The organism is Cohnella sp. WQ 127256, assembly GCF_024519285.1.
GTDB lineage: Bacteria > Bacillota > Bacilli > Paenibacillales > Paenibacillaceae > Cohnella.
Window position 1 is genome coordinate 332,738 of record NZ_JAMZCY010000004.1, and the last position, 21,238, is coordinate 353,975.

18 protein-coding genes are annotated in these 21,238 nt (G+C 47.0%); 3 read left to right on the forward strand and 15 right to left on the reverse strand.

Translation table 11 applies throughout. The features are described 5' to 3' along the window. Positions 1 to 84 precede the first annotated feature (84 nt). From M1K58_RS13110 to M1K58_RS13165, 11 genes are all read right to left on the reverse strand, one after another. Complete coding sequence (locus tag M1K58_RS13110) at positions 85 to 1,620, reverse strand: response regulator (protein WP_256759307.1); 1,536 nt, start codon at positions 1,618 to 1,620, stop codon at positions 85 to 87. Continuing rightward, positions 1,613 to 3,391, reverse strand: a complete 1,779-nt coding sequence (locus tag M1K58_RS13115; protein ID WP_256759308.1) for a sensor histidine kinase — start codon at positions 3,389 to 3,391, stop codon at positions 1,613 to 1,615. The genes M1K58_RS13110 and M1K58_RS13115 overlap by 8 nt, the downstream gene beginning before the upstream one ends. Positions 3,392 to 3,422: 31 nt before the next feature. Continuing rightward, on the reverse strand, positions 3,423 to 4,250 hold the full coding sequence (locus M1K58_RS13120) for a carbohydrate ABC transporter permease (protein WP_256759309.1): 828 nt from the start codon (positions 4,248 to 4,250) through the stop codon (positions 3,423 to 3,425). Beyond that, positions 4,247 to 5,140, reverse strand: coding sequence for a carbohydrate ABC transporter permease (locus M1K58_RS13125; RefSeq protein ID WP_256759310.1), 894 nt, complete (start codon positions 5,138 to 5,140; stop codon positions 4,247 to 4,249). Before M1K58_RS13125 ends, M1K58_RS13120 begins: the two co-directional genes overlap by 4 nt. A gap of 210 nt (positions 5,141 to 5,350) precedes the next feature. Continuing rightward, positions 5,351 to 6,445, reverse strand: a complete 1,095-nt coding sequence (locus M1K58_RS13130; protein ID WP_256759311.1) for an MBL fold metallo-hydrolase — start codon at positions 6,443 to 6,445, stop codon at positions 5,351 to 5,353. Positions 6,446 to 6,615: 170 nt separating this feature from the next. Then, a complete protein-coding gene (locus tag M1K58_RS29475; RefSeq protein WP_306220386.1) occupies positions 6,616 to 7,521 on the reverse strand; it encodes a peptidoglycan-binding domain-containing protein in 906 nt (301 codons plus the stop codon). 75 nt (positions 7,522 to 7,596) lie between these two features. Next, positions 7,597 to 8,856, reverse strand: coding sequence for a TolB family protein (locus M1K58_RS13145; protein WP_256759312.1), 1,260 nt, complete (start codon positions 8,854 to 8,856; stop codon positions 7,597 to 7,599). Positions 8,857 to 9,008: 152 nt separating this feature from the next. Further along, the gene (locus M1K58_RS13150) at positions 9,009 to 9,926 is read right to left on the reverse strand and encodes a polysaccharide deacetylase family protein (protein ID WP_256759313.1); all 918 of its coding nucleotides are present in this window, start codon (positions 9,924 to 9,926) and stop codon (positions 9,009 to 9,011) included. Next, a complete protein-coding gene (locus M1K58_RS13155) occupies positions 9,916 to 11,202 on the reverse strand; it encodes an MFS transporter (RefSeq protein WP_256759314.1) in 1,287 nt (428 codons plus the stop codon). Before M1K58_RS13155 ends, M1K58_RS13150 begins: the two co-directional genes overlap by 11 nt. Before the next feature lie 131 nt (positions 11,203 to 11,333). After that, positions 11,334 to 12,047: a DNA alkylation repair protein gene (locus tag M1K58_RS13160; RefSeq protein ID WP_256759315.1), complete on the reverse strand. Its 714-nt coding sequence runs from the start codon at positions 12,045 to 12,047 to the stop codon at positions 11,334 to 11,336. A 186-nt stretch (positions 12,048 to 12,233) separates the two neighbouring features. Next, positions 12,234 to 13,397 (reverse strand): iron-containing alcohol dehydrogenase, encoded by a 1,164-nt coding sequence (locus M1K58_RS13165; protein WP_256759316.1) that lies wholly within the window; start codon positions 13,395 to 13,397, stop codon positions 12,234 to 12,236. 209 nt (positions 13,398 to 13,606) lie between these two features. Between M1K58_RS13165 and M1K58_RS13170 the strand changes: the two genes are divergently transcribed. Continuing rightward, on the forward strand, positions 13,607 to 15,073 hold the full coding sequence (locus M1K58_RS13170) for a methyl-accepting chemotaxis protein (protein ID WP_256759317.1): 1,467 nt from the start codon (positions 13,607 to 13,609) through the stop codon (positions 15,071 to 15,073). A 72-nt stretch (positions 15,074 to 15,145) separates the two neighbouring features. Here the strand turns inward: M1K58_RS13170 and M1K58_RS13175 are convergent, their stop codons facing one another. Together M1K58_RS13175 and M1K58_RS13180 are read right to left on the reverse strand one after the other, a co-directional pair. Then, on the reverse strand, positions 15,146 to 16,903 hold the full coding sequence (locus M1K58_RS13175) for an ABC transporter ATP-binding protein (protein WP_256759318.1): 1,758 nt from the start codon (positions 16,901 to 16,903) through the stop codon (positions 15,146 to 15,148). 47 nt (positions 16,904 to 16,950) lie between these two features. Then, a complete protein-coding gene (locus M1K58_RS13180; protein ID WP_256759319.1) occupies positions 16,951 to 18,693 on the reverse strand; it encodes an ABC transporter ATP-binding protein in 1,743 nt (580 codons plus the stop codon). Positions 18,694 to 18,860: 167 nt separating this feature from the next. On the opposite strand from M1K58_RS13180, the gene M1K58_RS13185 reads away from it, so the two are divergent. Then, positions 18,861 to 19,955, forward strand: coding sequence for a lipocalin family protein (locus M1K58_RS13185; protein WP_256759320.1), 1,095 nt, complete (start codon positions 18,861 to 18,863; stop codon positions 19,953 to 19,955). A 111-nt stretch (positions 19,956 to 20,066) separates the two neighbouring features. Beyond that, positions 20,067 to 20,228 carry a hypothetical protein gene (locus tag M1K58_RS13190; RefSeq protein ID WP_256759321.1) on the forward strand — a complete coding sequence of 54 codons (162 nt, stop codon included), beginning with the start codon at positions 20,067 to 20,069 and terminating at the stop codon, positions 20,226 to 20,228. 166 nt (positions 20,229 to 20,394) lie between these two features. On the opposite strand, the gene M1K58_RS13195 is transcribed toward M1K58_RS13190, so the two are convergent. Both M1K58_RS13195 and M1K58_RS13200 read right to left on the reverse strand, forming a co-directional pair. Beyond that, positions 20,395 to 20,688: a DUF6509 family protein gene (locus M1K58_RS13195; protein ID WP_256759322.1), complete on the reverse strand. Its 294-nt coding sequence runs from the start codon at positions 20,686 to 20,688 to the stop codon at positions 20,395 to 20,397. 71 nt (positions 20,689 to 20,759) lie between these two features. Then, the gene (locus M1K58_RS13200) at positions 20,760 to 21,233 is read right to left on the reverse strand and encodes an NUDIX hydrolase (protein ID WP_256759323.1); all 474 of its coding nucleotides are present in this window, start codon (positions 21,231 to 21,233) and stop codon (positions 20,760 to 20,762) included. Positions 21,234 to 21,238 lie beyond the last annotated feature (5 nt).

A 21,238-nucleotide genomic window follows, 5' to 3' on the forward strand; every position in this document is an offset into this window, starting at 1 on the left:
GTAAGCCTCTCAACCCTACCTAAAAAAACGAACCGAATCCCAAAAAACCATCCTATAGGCAGCACTGACCACAATGCCGGAAGGTTATGCACGGTCTGTTTCCATACCGGGTCCGTCCCTGTACATCGTCGGAGTTACATCGAATTTCTTCCTAAATAAGGTGCTAAAATATTTCGAGCTCGTGTATCCGACGGATAAACATACCTCGTACATCTTTAGATCTGTATCAAGCAACAACCTGCGGGCTTCATCTAGCCGAATATCCGTCAGGTAATCAATGAATTTGCGGCCCGTCGTATCCTTGAACAGTTCACTCAGATAAGTGGGATTCAGATGAACGAACAAGGCCGCCTGTTCGAGGGAAAAGTCCGGATTCCCATACTCTCTCCGCATCATTTCCTTTACCTTGCTTATAATTTTCCGCTCATCGAAGCTATCTGGCTTAATAAGGGCGACATTCTCGATAAATTGGTCGATGGTGGACAACAACGTGACTGGATCCCCTGTGAACAGCAAGCGTCCCGAAAGTCGGGTAATATCTGCGTTCATCCCCGTGAGCAATGCGGATGGTGTTCTTGAGGCCTGCAAACCGACGAAGAAGGCTACAAAACGGAAGAGGCGTGCAAACTCCCATACCGGATGATGCTCCCTCGCTTGCCTTAAGTCCCGCTGCCATAGCTCCAGTAGATGATTCACTAATTTAAGATCATTCATTTCAATTGCAACAATAAGTCGATTTATACGCTCTGCTTCTTCCTCTGGAATAAACTCTTCTAAGGGCTGCACATTCCGGTACATCATCTCCTGCGCCTGACGGAATGCCGAAGGCAGAAGCCTTAGATCGTCCACTAGCTCGCCATATCCAATAGGCGCCAATTGGACGGATTTTCTGTCTACTTCTTGTTCCCTACATTCCAGCCACGCCATAAGCGTAGTTAAATCACGTCCCGCAACGAATGTCATCTCGCAGACGTTTGACAAAGACACATCCACAGTCTTGAGAATACCCTTATGCGTCTCCTTATAATGAGCCATCCAGTAGGCATTAGGTAGCACTGTCTTCTGATCCGCTGTTTCCCGATCAATATCGCATTGAAATCTGAGGATAACCCCGTAACGAACATCCTCATCAAGCAGCCCTTCAGCATCCAACAATTGCTCTAGCAAACTCATGCTCCCGACCTTCTGGTTAATCGTCCACTCCGACACTGTCTTCTCTAGCCGCAGCCTCGACTGCCGATCGCGCTCGGCGAGCAGCTCCTCCACTTTCCCGAAAGCATCTACCAGTTCGTCCCGTTGGACGGGCTTGAGTAGATAATCGGTCACTCCCGCTCGCAGCGCCGTTTGAATATACGAGAATTTATCGTATCCCGTCAGCATGATCTTGTTAACCTCGGGCTTCTCCTTGTTTAACCTCAGCGCAAATTCCAAGCCACTCATCCCGGTCATACCGATGTCGATGATCGCCAAATCTGGGGAGCAAGATTTCACTTGCTCCCATGCTTGTTCCGCGTCCTCGCAGCTTCCAATGACTTCCCAATGGGGGAGAAGCCTGTTCACCATGCTCGTCAATCCGGCACGGATCGTCTCCTCGTCGTCCACAATTAACAGCTTAGGCATCGCCTTCCGCCCCCTTCATCGTCCGCAGCCGAATTTCAGCGTTCGTCCCGCCATCTGGACGATTTTCTATTCGCAGCCCGTAACCTTGTCCGTAATAATGCTGAATTCTCCTATGAACGTTATTTACCCCGATGTGATCTCCTGTTTCATCAGATTCCTGCGCTTTTAGAGTCGAAATAAGCCACGTCATCCTGCTTTCACTGAGACCGATGCCACTGTCGGCGACTTCGATGATAATATCTTCCTCAATCCTCTTAGCCGACACCCGAATCCACCCTTCTCCCTTCATCGGGGTTAGCCCGTGGATGATCGCGTTCTCGACGAGCGGCTGAACGATCCACGGCAAAATTTCCATCCGCATCAGCTCAGGGGCGACATCGACGATGTATTCCATCTTAGGAAACCGTACGGTTTGAAGACCCATAAATACGTTGACATACTCCAATTCCTTGAACAACGGAATCCGTTCCGCCGTCTGTCGAAGCGACAGTCGGAATAGCTTACCTAGCGAAGCTACCATATCAGCCACTTCGTAATCGCTATTAATCTCCGCTTTCATATGGATCGATTCCAACGTGTTATAGAGGAAATGAGGGTTGATCTGACTGCGCAGAACCTGTACCTCTGCTTGCTGCTGATAGATTTTCATCTTCAACACTTTATTTACGAGCTCTCTGATCTGGAAGACCATGACGTTAAAACTATGTCCAAGACGATTCACCTCATCACTAGATCGCACCTGGAATTGAACTTCGTAATCCCCAACCTCCACGCGACGCATCAACCTTTTCATTTCTTTAAGAGGTTTAATAATCGTAAAGGATAGCAAAGCGAACAGAATGGTAGATACGAGCAGCATAACTCCCGTATAGGAGAAAAGCAGGTTCCGCAAAATACTAAGCTCATCCGAAAGCTGATTTACCTCGATCGCATTCACGACCGTCCATCCTGTAACGGAAGAACGAACATAATGAATCATCGTCTCCTTGCCGTCGATATCATCCGTATAATATCCATACGGTTGTGTCGCCTTAAGCGGAAAATGACTGCGCCTCAGCGAGTCATCAGGGTGATAAACGACTTTATCCTTATCATCGAGAATAATCATCGTTCCTGCGGATTTGCTTTTCATATTGCCGACCAGGTCCCGTAACCCGTCCATGGAAATGTCAAAAAGCAGCACCCCATAGGACTGCCGATTTTTGACATTTACAATACTTCTTGCGTAAGAGAATATGTATTGACCACTGTCGTTCTGCAAGGGATACGGGGAAACGAGCACGCCTTTTCCGTCCTTCGCCAACGAATCCCTGTACCAGTCTTGTTTCTCAAAATCGCTATGATCGATCCATTCTCCATTACCATACTGAGAATAGAGCACTTCCCCATCATTGATCCAGTAAGCACCGAGAACGTCGGAAAAAGGAATGACGACCATAATACTTCGTAGGGCGCGATCGATCGATACCTTCTCCATGAACAAATCCTTCGGATTGCTGCGATCAGGATTCAAGCTCAGGTTCTCCCACACGTCCAGATAGAAGGTCAGGGACAATCGGTCAATCTGCTGGATATAAGTGTCCAGGTTCTTGCTCACTTGATCCGTCAGATTAAGACCATATTCCCCGACCTTCACCTTCAAGTTGTCGTTGTAGCGGTTAAAGCCTAATAACGTCACGATAATGACAGGAATGAATATCGTCAGCGAATATACCGATATCAGCTTCGAATTCAAATTCCAATTACGAAATGGGACTACCCGTAGCTTCATAGTTAACGGCTCCCTATCTAGTTGTTGTGCGTTACCCTTTAACCGAGCCTGCCGCTATGCCTTTAATAATATATTTTTGCAAGAAAAGATACGCAATCAGAAGGGGCACTACGGATAGAACCATGCCGGGAAACAGCAGGGACCAATTTGTGACATGCTCCCCTACGAACATATACAGCTGAATCGTAATCGTTCGTCTTGCCTCGCCTTGCAGGAACAACATCGGAATAATGAAATCATTCCACGTACTTAGAGAAGTGAGAACAGCTACTGTAGCCGTGGCTGGTTTAATGATCGGAAACACAGCCACCCAGTACGCACGAATTTTCGAGCAACCATCGATCCAAGCCGCTTCCTCCAATTCTTTAGGTGTCGACTTCAAGAAACCAGTGAACAGAAATATAGCAAAGGGCAAGTTGATCGCCGTATAAATAAGCACCGCGCCGTGATATGTATTGACTAGATGCAACGTATTTACAAATTTGTATAGCGGAACCATCGCAAGTTGGAAGGGCACCATAATGCCCGCTATAAAGTAAATATAAACCAAATAATATACGCTGCCTGTTTTTCTAGCAAGAGGATAAGATGCTAGTGAACCAATGACGATCAACACCAGTACAGTTAACGCGGTAATAAGCAGCGTATTGCCAAGCACTTGCGTAAAGCGCATGAGCTCCCACGTCTCCACATAATTCCCGAAGTGCAAGGAGGAGGGAAGCGACAGCGGGAATCCCGCCATTTCCTCCGGCGTCTTAAACGTCATCGACAGAATAAAATAGAACGGAATGAAGAATACGATGGCCACTGCGATTGTGACCGCTTCTACGACATAGAGACCCGACGATTTCGCTCTCATGACTCTCCCACCTCTCTCCTTCTAAGCAGTAAGATTTGAACGACGGATATGAGGAAAATAATTAAGAACATAATGACGCCCATCGACGTCCCGTAGCCGAAGTTATCCTTCTTGAACGCCGTCGTGAAGAGCAGCGTCGTAATCGTCTCCGTAGCTTGGAAGGGTCCGCCTTTCGTTGTCACATAGATGATATCAAACGCTTTCAAAGATCCGATACTGGCCAACACGACATTGATCGTCATGGAGGGGGCAAGCAATGGAAAAGTGATGTATCGAAATTTCCGATAGCCTCCCGCGCCGTCGATATCCGCCGCTTCGTACAAGTCACCAGGAATCGTTTGCAAATTTGCTAGGAAAATAATCATGGAGTAACCCACATACTGCCATAACACCATGACTACGATAGCGTACAATGCGAACTTCGGATCTCCCAGCCAGGTTTGTTCCCATCCACCGAGCCCAATAGCTCTCAGGAGCATATTAAGCATGCCTTCCGGCTCGTAAATATACAGCCACGTATAGCCAACGACCAGTGGGCTCAGAATGGCTGGTGCGAAGAAGACCACCTTTAGCAGCGACTTCGTCTTGATCTTGGAGTCGAGTGCTAGTGCAAGTGGAATAGCAAGCCCATTCTGGAAGATGACAATAAGCCCTGCAAAAACAAACGTATTGCGCATCGCCTTCATGAAGGTAGGATCCGTAAACATATGCGCATAGTTACTAAACCCGATGAAATCCATCGTCTTCGTAAAGCCGTTCCAGTTCGTCATACTGTAATAGAAGCTTGAGATGACAGGTCCAAGAAAAATAACGGTGTAAATTAGAAAAGCAGGCGCGATAAAACCGACCCACCACATATGCTCCTTGGTGCGGAGCGACAAGTTCCTCAACGTGACCCTCTCCTTATCCTGATGCGTTACTAAGATGCATCCGTCTTTCATCATAGATATAAGGTTACTAGGGAACGCCTTCGTTAGAAATGATGTAAAATTCATTTCTTTTCTCTTTTTTTCGGCTATATTTCCGGCAAACAAAAATCCCCCATACCATGCTTAGATAGCACGTAAAAGGGGATCAAAGGTGTTATTTTCTATGCGAGATTACCGCCACCAAGCCAGCGAAGGGACTGCCGGGGAACCGACTCTAACGACCTCTCCAATTCTAGGTGTAGCAATAACGGTATTACGTTGTTGTGCAGCACTCGCCGCGCGTTCGACCGGATCTGTCCAGTCATGCAACGCAAGCGTAAAAGCACCCCAGTGAATCGGAATCATTACTTTTCCTTTGACATCGATATGTGCTTGAACCGTTTCTTCCGGAAGCATATGGATCGCCGACCAACGCGTGTCATATTGACCGCATTCCATCATGGTGAGATCGAATGGCCCGTATTTTTCTCCGATTTCCTTGAAATGAGGGCCATAACCGCTGTCCCCGCTAAAGAACACTTTGGACTGCTCGCCTTCGATTACCCATGAGCACCATAACGTCGTATTACGATCTCCGATGCTCCTGCCCGAGAAATGGCGTGCCGGTGCACTTGCCAGCTTAAGCCCCTCAAACTCGATCTCCTCCCACCAATCATGCTCACTGATCTTAGCGGGATCAACACCCCATCTTACTAAGTGTGCACCGACGCCAAGCGGGACGATAAACCTTCTGACTTTATCTTTCAGCTTCTTAATAGAGCCATAATCTAGATGATCGTAATGATCATGCGATAACAGCACCACGTCAATGGATGGAATATGATCAATTTCAATCGGTAATTGTCTGCTGTAACGTTTCCCTCCGAATACAGGAAATGGGGAAGGCGCTATCCCTAACATCGGGTCTATGAAGATCGTTTTACCTTCAATCTGTAGCCATAACGCCGAATGACCAAACCATGTAACCTTTGTGTGTTCATTGGCATGAAGCTGTTGGGGAGTCAGTGGGACGACTTGTATAGGCTCGTTTGGCTTTCCTTTGGGATTGCCTCTTACAAAATCGATAAGTACTTTCATCATCGATCCCAGATTCATATCCATAGATGTTGGAATTTGATTAACAAATTTGCCCCTTACCCGATTAGGAGATTGGTTCATCCGGTGTTTACTCTCTTGTGTTGCTTGTCCCCCTAACGTTGGATAATATCTCACGACTAAATAGCCCAAAATTACGATTCCAGCTAAAATTATAATTGCTATCCACATTTGAATTCCCTCTTTTCACAGCGATATCCGACTTATAAAATGAATACTATCGTTCATCGTATACCGATTTCAATCAGAAATCCAATCGTGAATAAAGGCGTGTACAAAAACGCTTCGTCCCCGAGGAGACGAAGCGTTTGTTCTGAGCTTACTAGCGTAGTTCAGAGTTCTTAATCTTGGCTACCGTACCCGTGCCCCTTGGAGCTTTCCGGGGTGGCTGAAGGCGGCTGATTACCGCCAGTGCCTCCGCCATAGCCTTGGTTACCGTTGCCTTTTTCTTCTTTAACTTTACCTTGTTCTTCTTGCTTAACTTCCCCTTGTTCTTCTAGCTTGATCTTGCCTTTCTCCTCTTGCTTGATCTTCCCGTGCTCTTCTTCTTTCATCTTTCCATGCTCTTCTTGTTTCATCTTCCCATGATGCTCTTGCTCTTCCTCTATCCCTTGACCTGTTCCGCCACCTTGGCCTTGTCCACCGCCAATACCTGTTCCGCCACCTTCGCCTTGGCCACCGCCAATGCCAGTTCCGCCGCCTTGACCTTGTCCACCGCCAATACCTGTTCCGCCACCTTGACCTTGTCCACCCCCAATGCCTGCACCGCCGCCTTCGCCTTGGCCACCACCGATACCCGCACCACCGCCTTGACCTGCACCGCCACCACCTTGACCTGCGCCGCCACCCCGACCTTGGCCGCCGCCTTGGCCTTTTCCGCCTTGGCCGCCGCCCCAAACCCCATATTTTTGCTTACTATACACATACACAAGCGATGAAAACGTCCGTTTGTCTACGTTCCCTGTAACGGGTAGTGCATGCTTTTTCTGAAAATATTTGACCCCTCGAACCGTTGCGTTATCATAGTAACCACTGATCGGTCCGGAATAACTTCCAATCGACACCAACATTCCTTGGATAACAAAAACATCTGGTCCATTCGCGCCTTTGCCCACTGCTGAGCTCAGCTTAGGCATGCTTACCAAAAGGGCGATGGTAAGTATCGCAATCCCGAGTAATTTCCCTGCTAACGATACAATCCTCTTTTTCGAGTGCTGAGAGCCGTGGCTCCCACTTCCATATTCCATCTTCGTAAACATCTCCTTTAGGGTTTGATCATTTTGCCACAGCTTTTACTATTCCCAAAATCTCATTTTTATCCACTAGCGCCCATAAAAATTTAGCACGCTACTCCATCTCCACTGCTCATAGAAATCAGCTCCAAGATCGATGTTCTTGATCCAGACGGAGGGATGCTTGCCGCCTTGACCTGATATTAAGACATCTGATTTGTTTCGATCAGATCTAACCCAGGCAAGCTGATGCACAGACGGAAGGAATTGCGGATTAAAATCACCAAACTGCTTAGGCGGCTGAGTCAACGGCTTAAACCGAGGTCCTTGCAGCTTAATCTCTACCAGATTAGGGAGCGGCTTCGTTGCCGATTGTCCTGGTTGTCCTGCTCCCTTCCACTCCGCTGCTCTGGAAACCACGATATGCTGCTCCCCTTCCCATGTGAAGTTCTGATCTACGTAACCACCTGGCGTATAGGAGACCGGCTTCCCAGAAGGAAACTCGAGCACCTTAAGCTGTTTGTTACTCGTAGCCTCTCTCCCCACGCCTCCGATATAAGCAAGCTTGTCTCCCCGATCTGCCCAAGCAAACCAATCACTATTGTGGACCATCAGATCAATCCTCTTAAAAAATGCCCCGTCCGATGACAAAATACATAGCGTATTGCTATCCGCCGATAACGAAGCGGTAGGTGTCACAAAGAATGCGATCCACTTCCCAGTTGCAGAGAACTTGAACACACTCGTTCCAACGACAAAGTTATCGTCAGATTGCCCTGGAAGCTCATAAAGCGTCTTCGCTTGGTTATGTTCGATTTCCCCCCTCAGTGGTATTTCAACGATGCTAACCGGTGTCCATCCTTCAGGTAGTAGCTCGGCAGCAGACGATGCAATAAACCCATTTCCGTCCGGCAGCCAGGAATAATTGCCGAGGCCTCGTGAGACTTCAGTTGGTTTATCCGGATGATCCACCTTGATCCAATACAGCTTCTGTTCAACTAGGAAGGCGAGACGATTATGCTCTGGCGACCATTGGAAGTTGCCACCGCCTTCCTTCGATACTAGATGGCTCTGTCCAGTCGAGATATGCCAAATCCATACTTCCCGTTCCTCCTGTCCTCTTGTATAAGCAATCCACTCCCCATCAAATGACCATTTCGGATTTCTTATGTATTCACCCTTAGTTAATTGTTGTTCACCACTGTTTGTTTGAATCCACAGATCCCCACCTCTTACGAAAGCTGCTTTGAGAGAAGTCGCAGGCTTTGCCGTAGCAGCTGCAGGACTAACTAGCATCATTAGAAGGGTTAACATACCCAACGCAAGGGAAATTCTTCTCGTTGCAAACATGATGTCTATCTCCTCTAAACGATTATTTGCACAGATGTGCCATATCAACCGTTCTAATTTTTCCACATGATGGCAATATTATGCGAGGGGCATGACATAAAAAAAACCAAGGTACGCCTACTTTCGGCAGTCCCTTGGGGATATCGGGCTATCTATTTTCTGAGCAGCTCCCGAGCTAAAGTGAGTGCGGAGCGCACTTTCGACGCTCGACCATACTTACGGATGTAATCATAATTGGTAAGGATGACTCCAGCATCTTTAATCGCATAAGAGAAATCCTCATCCAGCATCAGTTGGTATTCCCACACCCTTTTCTCCCAATGAGGGACTCTCTCTAACATCTGTTCGTCTTGGACAGCAGGATGAATGTATGTTTCACTAATCCCTTCTGGCAGGTCATACATTTTCGCAATCATAGATTGCTTAAACCGCTCGTAAGTCTCACCTTCCTGAATATGAAAAGGGTGCGATAACAAATAATCCGGAATAGCTACCCCCAGCACACCTGCAAGCGATGATGCTTTGGCCACAATACGCTCCACACCTGCTATCGAGGAAAGCAGCGGGTCTGCAGGATGGACTTTGCGAAACAAACGGAAAGGTAAATTCCACTTCGAGCATTGCCTAAGCACCTGCGGAATATGGCTTCTTCCAGTAGCCATCCCATACAGACTGCCCATATGATTATCCGCATGGGTAAGTTGAATTCCTAATCGCTGGACTGCCTCATATTGGGCGGTGAGCTCCTTCATGACTGCACTCGTGTCGGCCTTGTTCTCAAACTCCTCGACCGACTTATGCATATAGCCACTCTCATCGTGAAGCGAAGGATGATCGGTCAGGCTCTTCCAGCGAATCGCATCAAACTCGCTCGTAAGTGTCAGATGAAGACCAATATTCGCTTGCCCTCTTCGCCTACACCAATCAGCAGCTTCCTCGAAGCCAGGAGCCGGAGCCATCATCGTCGCCGATGACACCTTACGTTCTTCAAGTAAATGCATAATCGCTTTGTTCATCGGAGGGCTTTGCCCGAAATCGTCGCAATTGATAATTAGATGCTTAGGACTCATCCTCAGACTTCCTCTCTAATCTCACGAAGAGGGATACGATAATCGATATGATAAGTAAACCAAATGGAACAACACTAATCAGATACTTGAAGGTCGACTCCGGGTCAGGCCCTGGGTTGTCTCCACTCTCGTAGCCGAATATAAGACCCACGATAAGAAAAGCAACCGCGGAAATCAAACCACTAGAACGTGTAATGAATCCACTAACCGCCGTATAGATACCTTCCCGTCTGCTGCCTGTTTTTTCGGAGTCCCGATCAATAATGATTCCGCTTACAACAGCAGGCGTAACAAGGAATCCCGCTAATCCGAAGCCCACAAGTACACCAGCAAGTATTCCCGATAAGAGGCTTGTTCCAAACCACAAGGGAATAACGGAAAGCGCATAGGCGGCAAGCGATAATCTCCAGCCTTTGACGGGATCCATTTTACGAATAATCCAGAACCACACTCCAACAAGAGGAATGACAGAGACGAAGATAGCGCCGAGTAGAACTGCGTTCTGAGCCTCTGGAATTTTGAGCACATATTTGGCGTAAAAGGGGATCATAGAGCTAAGTAGACCATTAACCGTTTGAGCGAATGAATTCGCGATATTAAAAATCAAAAATGTCCTGTTCTTAAACGTTTCCCGGAATGCCTCCTTGAGACCTAGCTGAGGCAATTTACTCGCTTCTTCGTCTTCTTTAACGTTTCTTAAAAAGATGAGCATTAACACTGCAAAAACCAGTGCATAAACAATCGCCATGTTGCTAAAGCCCATTGCATCGAACAACACCGGAGTAAGAGATGCACCGATCAGTAGAGCGACAATCTGATAGCCTTGTTGGACAGCAGATGCTTTGGCCCGTAGGCGATTCCCCTTGAACAGCTCAGGGAAAAGAGCGCCATAGTTGACCCAAATGACGGTTGCCACCGCCTCGTACAGCACAAGTGCAATGAGGAACCATGTGAACAATCCCATCTCAGACAAGCCTTGCGGAGGAGAAAAAACCATGATGAATGTTAGCATGAATAACGGAATTGCACCAAATATCCACGGACGCCTTCGCCCGTATTTGGTTTTCGTCCGGTCGGACCAATAACCGAATAACGGCTGGTTAACGGCATCCCAAATCAGAAAAATCGTGCGAGCTAACGTCGCCAAGCCGATGCCAAGCCCTAGCTTATCCACGTAATAGTAACTGTAAAAGGAGCTGAAGGCTTGGCTTGGAATCATCATCGCAAGCATTCCGAACGCGTACATCATTGGGGAATTCATATATTTTTGCCTCATACAACATCCTCCGCATTCAAATAAATTTGAACTCGTCTATCTACTAGAATGTATGCAGCAAACCTTCCAATAATGGCTAGGTTATGTTGTATTCCCATGATGAAGAAGATCGGCTTATCCTCCTATATCCGTTAGCAAATGCATGTTTTTTTCTTCTTACCGACACGTCCCATTTTAACAATCTTCTCAATATATTCCGATGCTAGAGGAACTTTGCACGCTGTCTGACCGACATTCACCTGCACTTTGCCAATCATCTCTGCAACTCTAGCCGCCTCTTCATGAAGCAAAGGAACATAAGAGCCTACGATAATAACAAAGTTGTTCATGTTATAGCGTACACGATTCCGCTCCTCATGAACGGCCTCCTCAACCCGACGCAATAGAACACTGATCTCCGCCATATCCAACTGCTCATCCGGTGTGATGGTTATATAATTCCCGTAAGTGCTCCACCCGCATGTCGCGATTTGCTCATGAGGAGATTCGATCCACTCTCTAGCTAACTCAATAGCATAAGGGCTTTCCGCGGCAACTTTGGCCACCGTATACTCAGAGATCATATACCAATAAGCAAGCTTCACCCACTCCTGCAGCGTCTCTTTCGTTATGGTCTTCGGGTTCACGGTCAAGCCCGCCAAATACATGGCATCACTATTTCCAGTTGCATAGAGCGCATTCGCAACTTCCTGGTTCTTCTTCACGTCCTTAACCAGCTTCTTCATATCCCCAACAAGAACACCAAACAAAGGCTCCTGTGCACCGTGACGGAGGAATGTCTTCTTCGTTTGTTCCGTTCCCATTTCTTCTAGCTGAGTCATGACTTCATCAAGTGTTAGGGTCATCTGAACCTCTCCGTTTCTTCCGACTTTATTGTACAAGCATAAACGGCTGCCACCGTCCTTAGGGATGGCGGGGAACGTTCATGTCTGAGACGATTCTGAAAAGGGGAGCGAATCTTATTAGGTCTGAATCGTCAAAAAGCCCCTTCTAGAGCACACATATGCTCTAGACGGGACTTCTTCACCTTCTTACAGGCTCGCCGTCAGGATGCTCAATACATCATCCTTGTTCAGCTGCTTGAAGGTGCCAATCGGGCCGAATTGAGTCGCTTCCTCGGCCATCCGATCCAGTTGCTCGTCATTAATACCGAGTTCCCCTAGTGTCGCAGGTGATCCAATACGCGTAAAGTAAGCGCGGGTCGCCTCTATACCCGCTAACGCGATTTCATCGTCACTCTTACCTGCTGGATCAACATTCCATACCCGTACTGCATATTGCACGAACTTGCTTACACGCTCTTTATATACAAACTTCATCCAATTCGGAAAAATAATCGACAATCCTGCACCATGCGCGATGTCGTAGATCGCACTTACTTCATGCTCAATGCCATGAGTTGCCCAGTCGGTTGTTACACCGTTTGGCAAAGTCCCATTCAAGGCATAGGTACCCGCAAGAAGTAGATTAGCTCGCGCATCGTAGTCAGAGCCGTCGGCAATTGCCTTCTCACCGTTCTCGATGACTGTGAGTAGAATTGATTCCGCGAATCTTTCCTGCAATGGAATGTCTGTCGTTAAACTGAAATATTGCTCAAACACATGCGACATGATATCAACAATTCCGTTAATCGTCTGATTAACAGGCACCGTATAGGTCAGCTTGGGATCAAGAATTGAGAATTGCGGATAGATGAGCTTGCTGCCCAGTCCACGCTTCTGTTTGGTCTCCCAATTCGAGATGACGGCATTACCGTTCATTTCCGACCCGGTAGCCGCAAGAGTCAGTACCGTTCCAATAGGAAGTGCCTCTTGTATAATCGCCTTGTGAACCGTGAAGTCCCACATATCCCCATCGTAGAGAGCCCCTGCCGCAATCGCCTTAGCTGCATCAAGAACACTTCCGCCTCCAACAGCGAGTACGAATTCAACCTTCTCCTTGCGACAAATCTCGATTCCCTTGTTGACCGTAGAAAGGCGCGGATTGGGTTCAATACCGGAAAGCTCATGGACGGTTGCACCAATTTTACTTAGCTGCTCCAACACGTCATCGTAAAGCCCCGAGCTCTTAATACTTCCTCCGCCATAGACGAGCAAGATCCGCTTGCCGTACGGTTTAACTAGTCCACCTAATTGACTAACCTTACCAGCCCCAAAAACAAGCTTAGTTGGATTATGTAGTTCAAATGCGTTCATGCTCTCTATTCCCTCCTAGGTTCATTAATGTGTCGTTCTGACCATAGTTTACCACTGTTACGGAATATAAGCACATTTGGATTCAATCGTATTTACTTTCACTCGTATAATTCCTTGGCCTTAGGTATGGATTTACAGCTTATTGTCGATTTATGTCGTTTTATGGTATTATTCCCCTATCCTATTTCGTTGTCGGAGGCAGATCTTTAGTGAATTATAATGAAACATTGCATCGGAGAAACAAGCTTCTAGTTAACATCATCTGGGGAATGCTAGTATTAGGAATTGTCGTTGATATTTTGACTGGAGCTCCTACAAGTTCGATTATTGTTCTCGTTATCGTAGGTACTATCGCCAGTGGATTAGCAACTGTGTTGACGTACAAGCGTTGGTTGTCCAGTTACATCATGTATGTCATTTCAGCTATCATTACCGTCCTAACACTGTTATTAATCATTACAGGGCCTGTCATTACAACGTATTCGCTTGTGTACATCAATCTAGCGATCATGACCTTGTATAGCAATTCTCGATCAATCGCATTCTCAGGCTTATCCGGAGTTGCTTTGACGAGCTACTTATTCATTAGCCCCTACAAAAACGAACTATTTGGAACGAGTGACTTCTTCACTATGATGATGTATTTGGTGCTTCTCGGCGTTCCTCTGTATGTATCTGCGAGGTTCAGCGAACGATTGCAGGTTGAAGCCTCATCGCAACGCGAGCAAGCCGTCACCGAGAGAAACCGGGCGCAAGGAATTATAGACAAAGTTTCAGTCTCCCTAACCACTCTTAACGATTTCAGCTCTAGCCTTAAGCAGAACATTACCTCCACAAGTTCCATTTCCAAAGAAGTAACCTCCTCCTTCTCTGAGGTCACTTCCAGCATCGAGACCCAAACCTCTAGCATAACTGAAATTAGCGAGTCCATACTCTTCGTTGAGGAAGAGATTGTCTCACTTGCCGCCCGTTCCACACAGATGAAGGAACGTTCGGAAAATTCAGTTAGACTGACGAGTATCGGAAGCGATGAGGCGGTCTCTTTAGAGACACAGATGAATCATGTCCATGAATCGATTGATACGTCCGTTGAGCTCATGAACGAGCTCAATGAACAAAATCAACACATTGGCGAAATCGTCACAACCATCAAGAACATCTCCTACCAAACCAATTTACTGGCGCTTAACGCAGCTATCGAAGCAGCGCGTGCTGGTGAGCATGGCAAAGGCTTCGCCGTCGTGTCCCATGAAATTCGCAAGCTAGCTGAATCTTCCAAGCAATCCACGGAGCAGATCGAGAGCATCCTAGAGATGATTCGCTCGAAGACAACTCAAGCTACCGAGCAAGTCATTCAAGGTCAACAAACCGTGATTGAAAGCAGCTCAGCGGTCAAGAATGTAGCCGAAATTATGCGTTCATTAGCGGATGACTCGAAGCAAGTCGACCTCCAATCGACGGAGATGAATCGCTCAGCAGATGATCTCACTCACCAATACAACAAGATTACGGATCAAATCGTGACGATAGCTGGTACGACCGAACAGAACATGGCATCTATCCAAGAGATGTCCGCCAGTATGACAACCCAAGATTCAAGACTCAGGGATATCGCGGAAAGCTTCTTACAGTTGGACAAGCTTGCTTCTGAATTGAATAAAATGACCGATCGTTGATGCTCGTAAATTAAAGAGCCACCCATTCAATTCTCAACTACATTGAATGGGTGGCTCTTGCTATTATTAAAGCTACACCGGCAAGGATACCTTCTCGCCTTTTTGCAGCTGATACATCTTATAGTAACGACCCTCTAGCTCCATAAGCTGATCATGATTTCCTCGTTCAACGATTTCCCCACGATGTAGCACGAGAATCTGGTTAGCCTCACGAATCGTAGATAGCCTATGAGCAATAATAAGTGTCGTTCTACCTTCGCTAACGACCTTCAGCGCTTGTTGGATCAAGCCCTCTGTCTCACTGTCAATGCTAGCGGTTGCTTCATCCAGGATGAGAATGGATGGATCAAATGCCAACGCACGAGCAAAGGAGATCAATTGTCGTTGACCGGATGAAAGTGTGCTCCCCCGCTCCACCACTGGCTCGTCATAGCCATTCGGTAGCTGCTCGATGAACGATGCGGCACCGACATCCCCTAGTGCTTTTTTTACCTGCTCAAGCGAGATCTCTTGATTGTAGAGACTCACATTGAACTTAATATCACCAGCAAACAAATAAGGGTCCTGCAATACGATGCCCATGTGCTTACGCAGAGCTTGCTTGGATATCGTTGAAATGTCTGTACCATCGATTGTTATCTTGCCTTTCCCGGGCTCGTAGAAACCTAGCAGTAGATTGATGATCGAGCTTTTACCGGAACCCGTGTGACCCACCAACGCGACCGTCTCACCTTTACGTGCCTCGAAGGAAATTCCTTTTAGAACATCTACACCTTCGTTATACGCAAATGTGACGTCATCGAATTTAACAATTCCTTCTGGGCGACTTACCTGCTCAGCATTCTCGATCTCTTCGCCTTCCCTATCCATAACAGCGAATACCTTCTCTGCGGACACGAACGCCCTCTGGGCATTGGTGAGTTGATCGAATATCCCAATAATCGGATTAAATAACCTGCCCAAGTAATCAATAAACGCATAGAACACACCGAATGAAATTCCGGCATTCTGAATGGAGCCGCGACCGAAATACCAGATGACGAACGCCGTGACTAAGCCACCAATCGTTCCCACAATATTCCTTGAGGACAAGGAAAACACGCGAAACTGTTTAACCTGGTTCACATAACGATCTTCGTTCAACTGCTCAAATTCCTGAAGAGTGACCTTCTCCCGACGAAAAGCCTGAATAATAGGCATCACATTAATTGATTCATTGATCATGGCATTCATATCACTTAATCTGGCTCGCATAATCGCAATATACTTCTTCGAGTACTTCAGATGAACATACATAATAAACACGAATAGCGGCGGAAGGAGCAGAGTGAACAAAGCAAGCTGGGCGTCTAATATAAATAGAGCCACAAAAATTCCCGTAAGTTGAACGAAGCTGACGACGAAGGTAGCCATGAAGCTCATGAACAAGTCACGAACGGCTTCCGTATCATTAGCAATTCTCGATACAACTTGCCCGATCGGCGTGTTATCGAAGTAACGAAGTGGAATTCGCTGAATATGTCGCATAATATCCATACGCATATTCTTAATAATTCTAAGCGCAGTGGCCTGCAAAACATAAGATTGCGTAAAATTACTAATTCCAGCAAGCAGAATGAGTCCGATGTAGAGGGCAAGCAGCCCTAATACAGGCTCTATATCGTTCGTCCGAGTGTAGAGATGCTTATCAATAATCGTCTTGATGATATAAGGACCACCAAGCTCTGCTCCAACAGCGCAGCATAGCACAATAATCGCACCGATAATCCGGTACTTATAGACGAGGGCGTAAGACAGCAGCCTTCTCGCCGTTGATCGTTTGGGATTCATAAAAGCCTCCTTCTATAGGATCAGGGATCCACATGCGATGCGTACTTTTATTCTTCCAAGCTCGCTTCCATCTGCTGCCGCTCCCATTGTTCCTTATACCAGCCAGCATGTAGCATGAGCTGCTCATGCGTTCCCTCTTCACGAATCCGGCCGTCATCCAGCACGACAATCCAATTCGCATGACTAACTGCAGAGAGACGATGCGTCGTAATCATCGTTGTTTTGCCAGCACGTTCCTGACGGATCTGTTGGACGATCCGACTTTCCGTCCGGGCATCTACTGCAGACAAGGAATCGTCCAACAGCAAAATTTCCGAGTCTATCAATAGGGCTCGTGCAATGGCAAGCCTCTGCTTCTGTCCTCCAGACAGCATAACGCCATTCTCGCCAACTATTGTTTCTAATCCTTCTGGCATCTGAGCAATGTCCTGCGTGAAAGACGCCATCTCAATCGCACGAGCAACTTCCTCCGGTGTCGCATCCGGTTTGCCAAGTCTAATATTGTCCCGAATCGATTTGGACAATAGAAGATGCTCCTGCGGAACATAAGCGATCCAGCGCTTCATCTGATCTATTGAAATATTTTCAACAGGGGTATTTGAAATGAAGAGCTTCTGTTCCTCAATCGGATATTGCCTCAGCAATTGCTTTAAGAGTGTGCTCTTCCCGCTTCCCGTTTTACCGACTATGCCTAACGTTTGGCCACGTTCCAGTTGAAAGGCAACGTTATTCAGGCTAGGATGGGTGGCCGTTGGGTAGGTAAAGGTTAACGCCTTCATCTCGATACGTGTAGGAAGTTCGATCTCAACCGGCTTGATCGCATCCTCCACATCCACCTTCTCCGTCAATACGGTTTCCAGACGATCCGCCGAAGCACTACCCCTTTGTAATACATTTATAAATTCGCCAAATGAAATCATAGGCCAGATGAGCATTCCCAAATAGATGTTAAAGGAGATAAGCTGACCGAGCGTAATTTCATCATGAAAAACCAGATAAGAGCCATAACCGATTCCAATACAGTAACTCACACCTACGATAATCGAGATCAGGGGTTGGAACAACGCATTCAAGATAGACACCCGTCTGTTCTTGTTCATCACATCTGTAGTCATCCGATCGAAAGCGTTAAGATCATGCTCTTCCTGTACATAGGAACGAATGACTCGGATACCGGAGATGGACTCCAGAGCATGCTCATTCATCTTCCCAAAGGATTGCTGAGCCGCAAGAAAGCGTCCCCGTACCTTAGTGCCTAACTTGCTAATGACAAATACGAGGAGCGGCAATGGAAGGAGTGCGGCAATCATCAGCTTCACACTTATGAAGGAAACCATCATGAAGATAACGACAGATACCCCCACCAGAGTATTCACGAGTGTCATCACGCCATAGCCTGATGTTTGTCCAATCGCCAAAATATCATTGGTAGCAAGCGCCATGAGCTGACCTGTACTATTACGTTGGAAAAACGCAGGCTTCATCCTCGTGAGGTGTTTCAGCAGCCTTGATCTCAGTAACTTCTCAATTAATGCAGAGTTCCCAAATAAGGTCGTAATCCATATGTAGACCATTATGTAAACCAGTATTGCAAGTCCGACAAGGATGAGAACCGTTTGATTTAATTGCGCCGATGTCAGCGTCTCTTTTCCCATTACATCGATCATATTTCCGATCAACCTTGGAGGGATCATGGACAATAGACTGACCGCGGTCATTAAACCAATCGCTATCGCATAACTCCCCCATCTTTCCTTGAAAAACCACTTCAGACGGATAACGAAAGACAACGTTCTCCCTCCCCATTTTTATTATTTGAGCGCATGATTCGATATTACAGTTTCATCCTGATGAAGTCTACGCTAACATTAAATTCCTTTTTACAAGTTACCTATTGTGTGCCCCATACATACTTTATACTTACTCATTCGCCTAATTAGTCAGGGGTAGAGATACTATGAACGATCTAAGAGCAACATTGATATCCATTCCGAAGGATGCAGCAGCCCATCCGGAGGCCAATCTAGAATGGTGGTACTGCTACGCCTTTATTAACGGTAGCGGTGGACGCCGGTATGCCTTGATGATCTCTTTCTTCCGTGTCGGAGAGCTGTCCCGAATCAAGGGACACTATTTGATTTATTCCCTCATTCGGTTGGACGAACCAGGATTCATTTCCCGCTCTTACCTTGACCGTTCCCTGTTTTATCATATGACCGGATTATATCTCCCATCCTATTTCCTATTCAAACCAAGCGATTGGCAGACGTGGGAGCAATACGGAACGCTATTCAAAGGCAAGCTTCCCACACCTCATTCTTGGATCAAGGACATATCCATGCACTCGCAACCAACCGCCATTCAATACGGCCACGCTGGAATCACCTTCATAGACGACGTGAGCCAGCAGTTTACGCTCCATATTGATGATCCCGAAGTACGTGTAGACCTCACATTCACTCCAAGTAAACCATTGACAGCCATTGATGAACAGGGCACATTGAACGGCCTCTATTATTATTCCTCTACCCGAAATACGATCACGGGACATATTCACCATGAGGGGGGTACGGATCAAGTATCTGGGGAAGGCTGGTTTGACCATCAATGGGGACGAAATTACGAGCTTCTCAAAGGGGAAGGCTGGAATTGGTTCGGGCTTCAATTGGATGACGGACGAGAGCTGCTCATTAACCAGCTACATGCAGCCAAATCAGCCACAACGCCGTCGTCTCCCACAGCAATACTCATTCTTAAGGACCAGGCTTCAATCTCGATAAACAATATCAAGATGAGGCCCCTGAGGGTTTGGCGAAGCTTCCAATCCGGAATGTCCTACCCCGTGGAATGGTACATCTCCATCCCCGATTACCAGCTCGAGCTACATGTCATCCCTGCCTTTGATAACCAAGAAATGCTAATTATCGGTCCAATTCGCGCCATATGGGAAGGAGCTTGTTTAGTCACCGGCCTTGATCATAGCAACAATACGCCAATTAATGGGAAGGGCTTTGTCGAGCTGGCCGGCTTTGCCAAATATGCGAAAGCATAAAGACATAACCGAACAATCGTTACACTCACAAGAATGATTCGTTGAGATTCCTACTGGGTAACAATCACTAACGCATCGGATATTTAATTAGCCGGGAAAGGGGTGGTTGAGATGCCAATTCAACAACGCAACATGGATATCGAAGAAGTTCATGTCGAGAAAAGAATCAATTCCAGCCAAGTCGCATCTACGTTCATTAAATATGCTGCCTATGTGATTATTACTCTAGGAATTTTATACTTCTTGGCGTATTACGTACTTCCTAAGCTGTAGGTGGAATGGGGGGCTACCTCGTTTAGCAGGAGTCCGCTCTCATTGTCGCTTTTTTCGACTAAGGTGGAGCGTGAGACACACCCACTCTCACAGCGAGAACAAAGCCCTTCAGCATCACTAACGCTAATTACGATGCTGGAGGGCTATTACTCGCTGATGCTATCTTCTACTCCGCTTCCGAATAATGCTCCTGACAGAAGGCAGCCAGTGCAGCTTCCTCTTCCGCTTCAAGATCGAGGTCGAGGTGACGTTCCGTGGACTTCTCGATCAGGTCGTAGTTCACAATACTCCCCTGCTCCCCATCGACCTTGTATACCACTTTAATGAATATCCCCTGCTCGGAGTAAAGCTCGTCATCCTCCTCGAGCTCCAGATCAAGTAGAAATTCATAACGCTTCCCCACTAAAATCTGAAAAGGGTCCTTAACCAGCTCAACGCTGTATTCTGCGATCGTAAGCATTTCCTCATCCTTCCTATCTCTATTCCCCCATTATACACGGATCGAGTCACTAGAACGAGAAGCCTCCATCGTTATAACCTGTCGAACGGGTACCATTTCGAGAGGTAGCCCGTTTTCTTTAGGACATGCTCCGTGAAGGGATTGAGCTCCGATATGGGTTCATATAACGAAAAGTAACGAAGCTCCAGTCCCTCATCGTCATTCACTCTGGGCGTGCCTTCGACGTTCATCGCCTCGTAAACGGCCATCACATTGTAGATCTCATCCCCGTGAGGATACTTGTAATACATGTCTTTCCCGGAGAGTAGGTCAACAAACCGAAATTCCTCTGCCCTTAATCCTGCTTCTTCGTAGAGCTCCCTGCCGGCGGCCTCTTCCAACGATTCTCCCAGCTCTAACGCGCCTCCGATTGTTCCCCAATCCTGACTATCGGAACGCTTTTGCAGCAACAGATGTCCCGCCTCGTTAAACACGAGCACGCATGCCCCTGGCATGAGCAGCGGTTGCGAGCCCACCTTTTCTCTTAGATCCATAATGTATCCCATGTCGC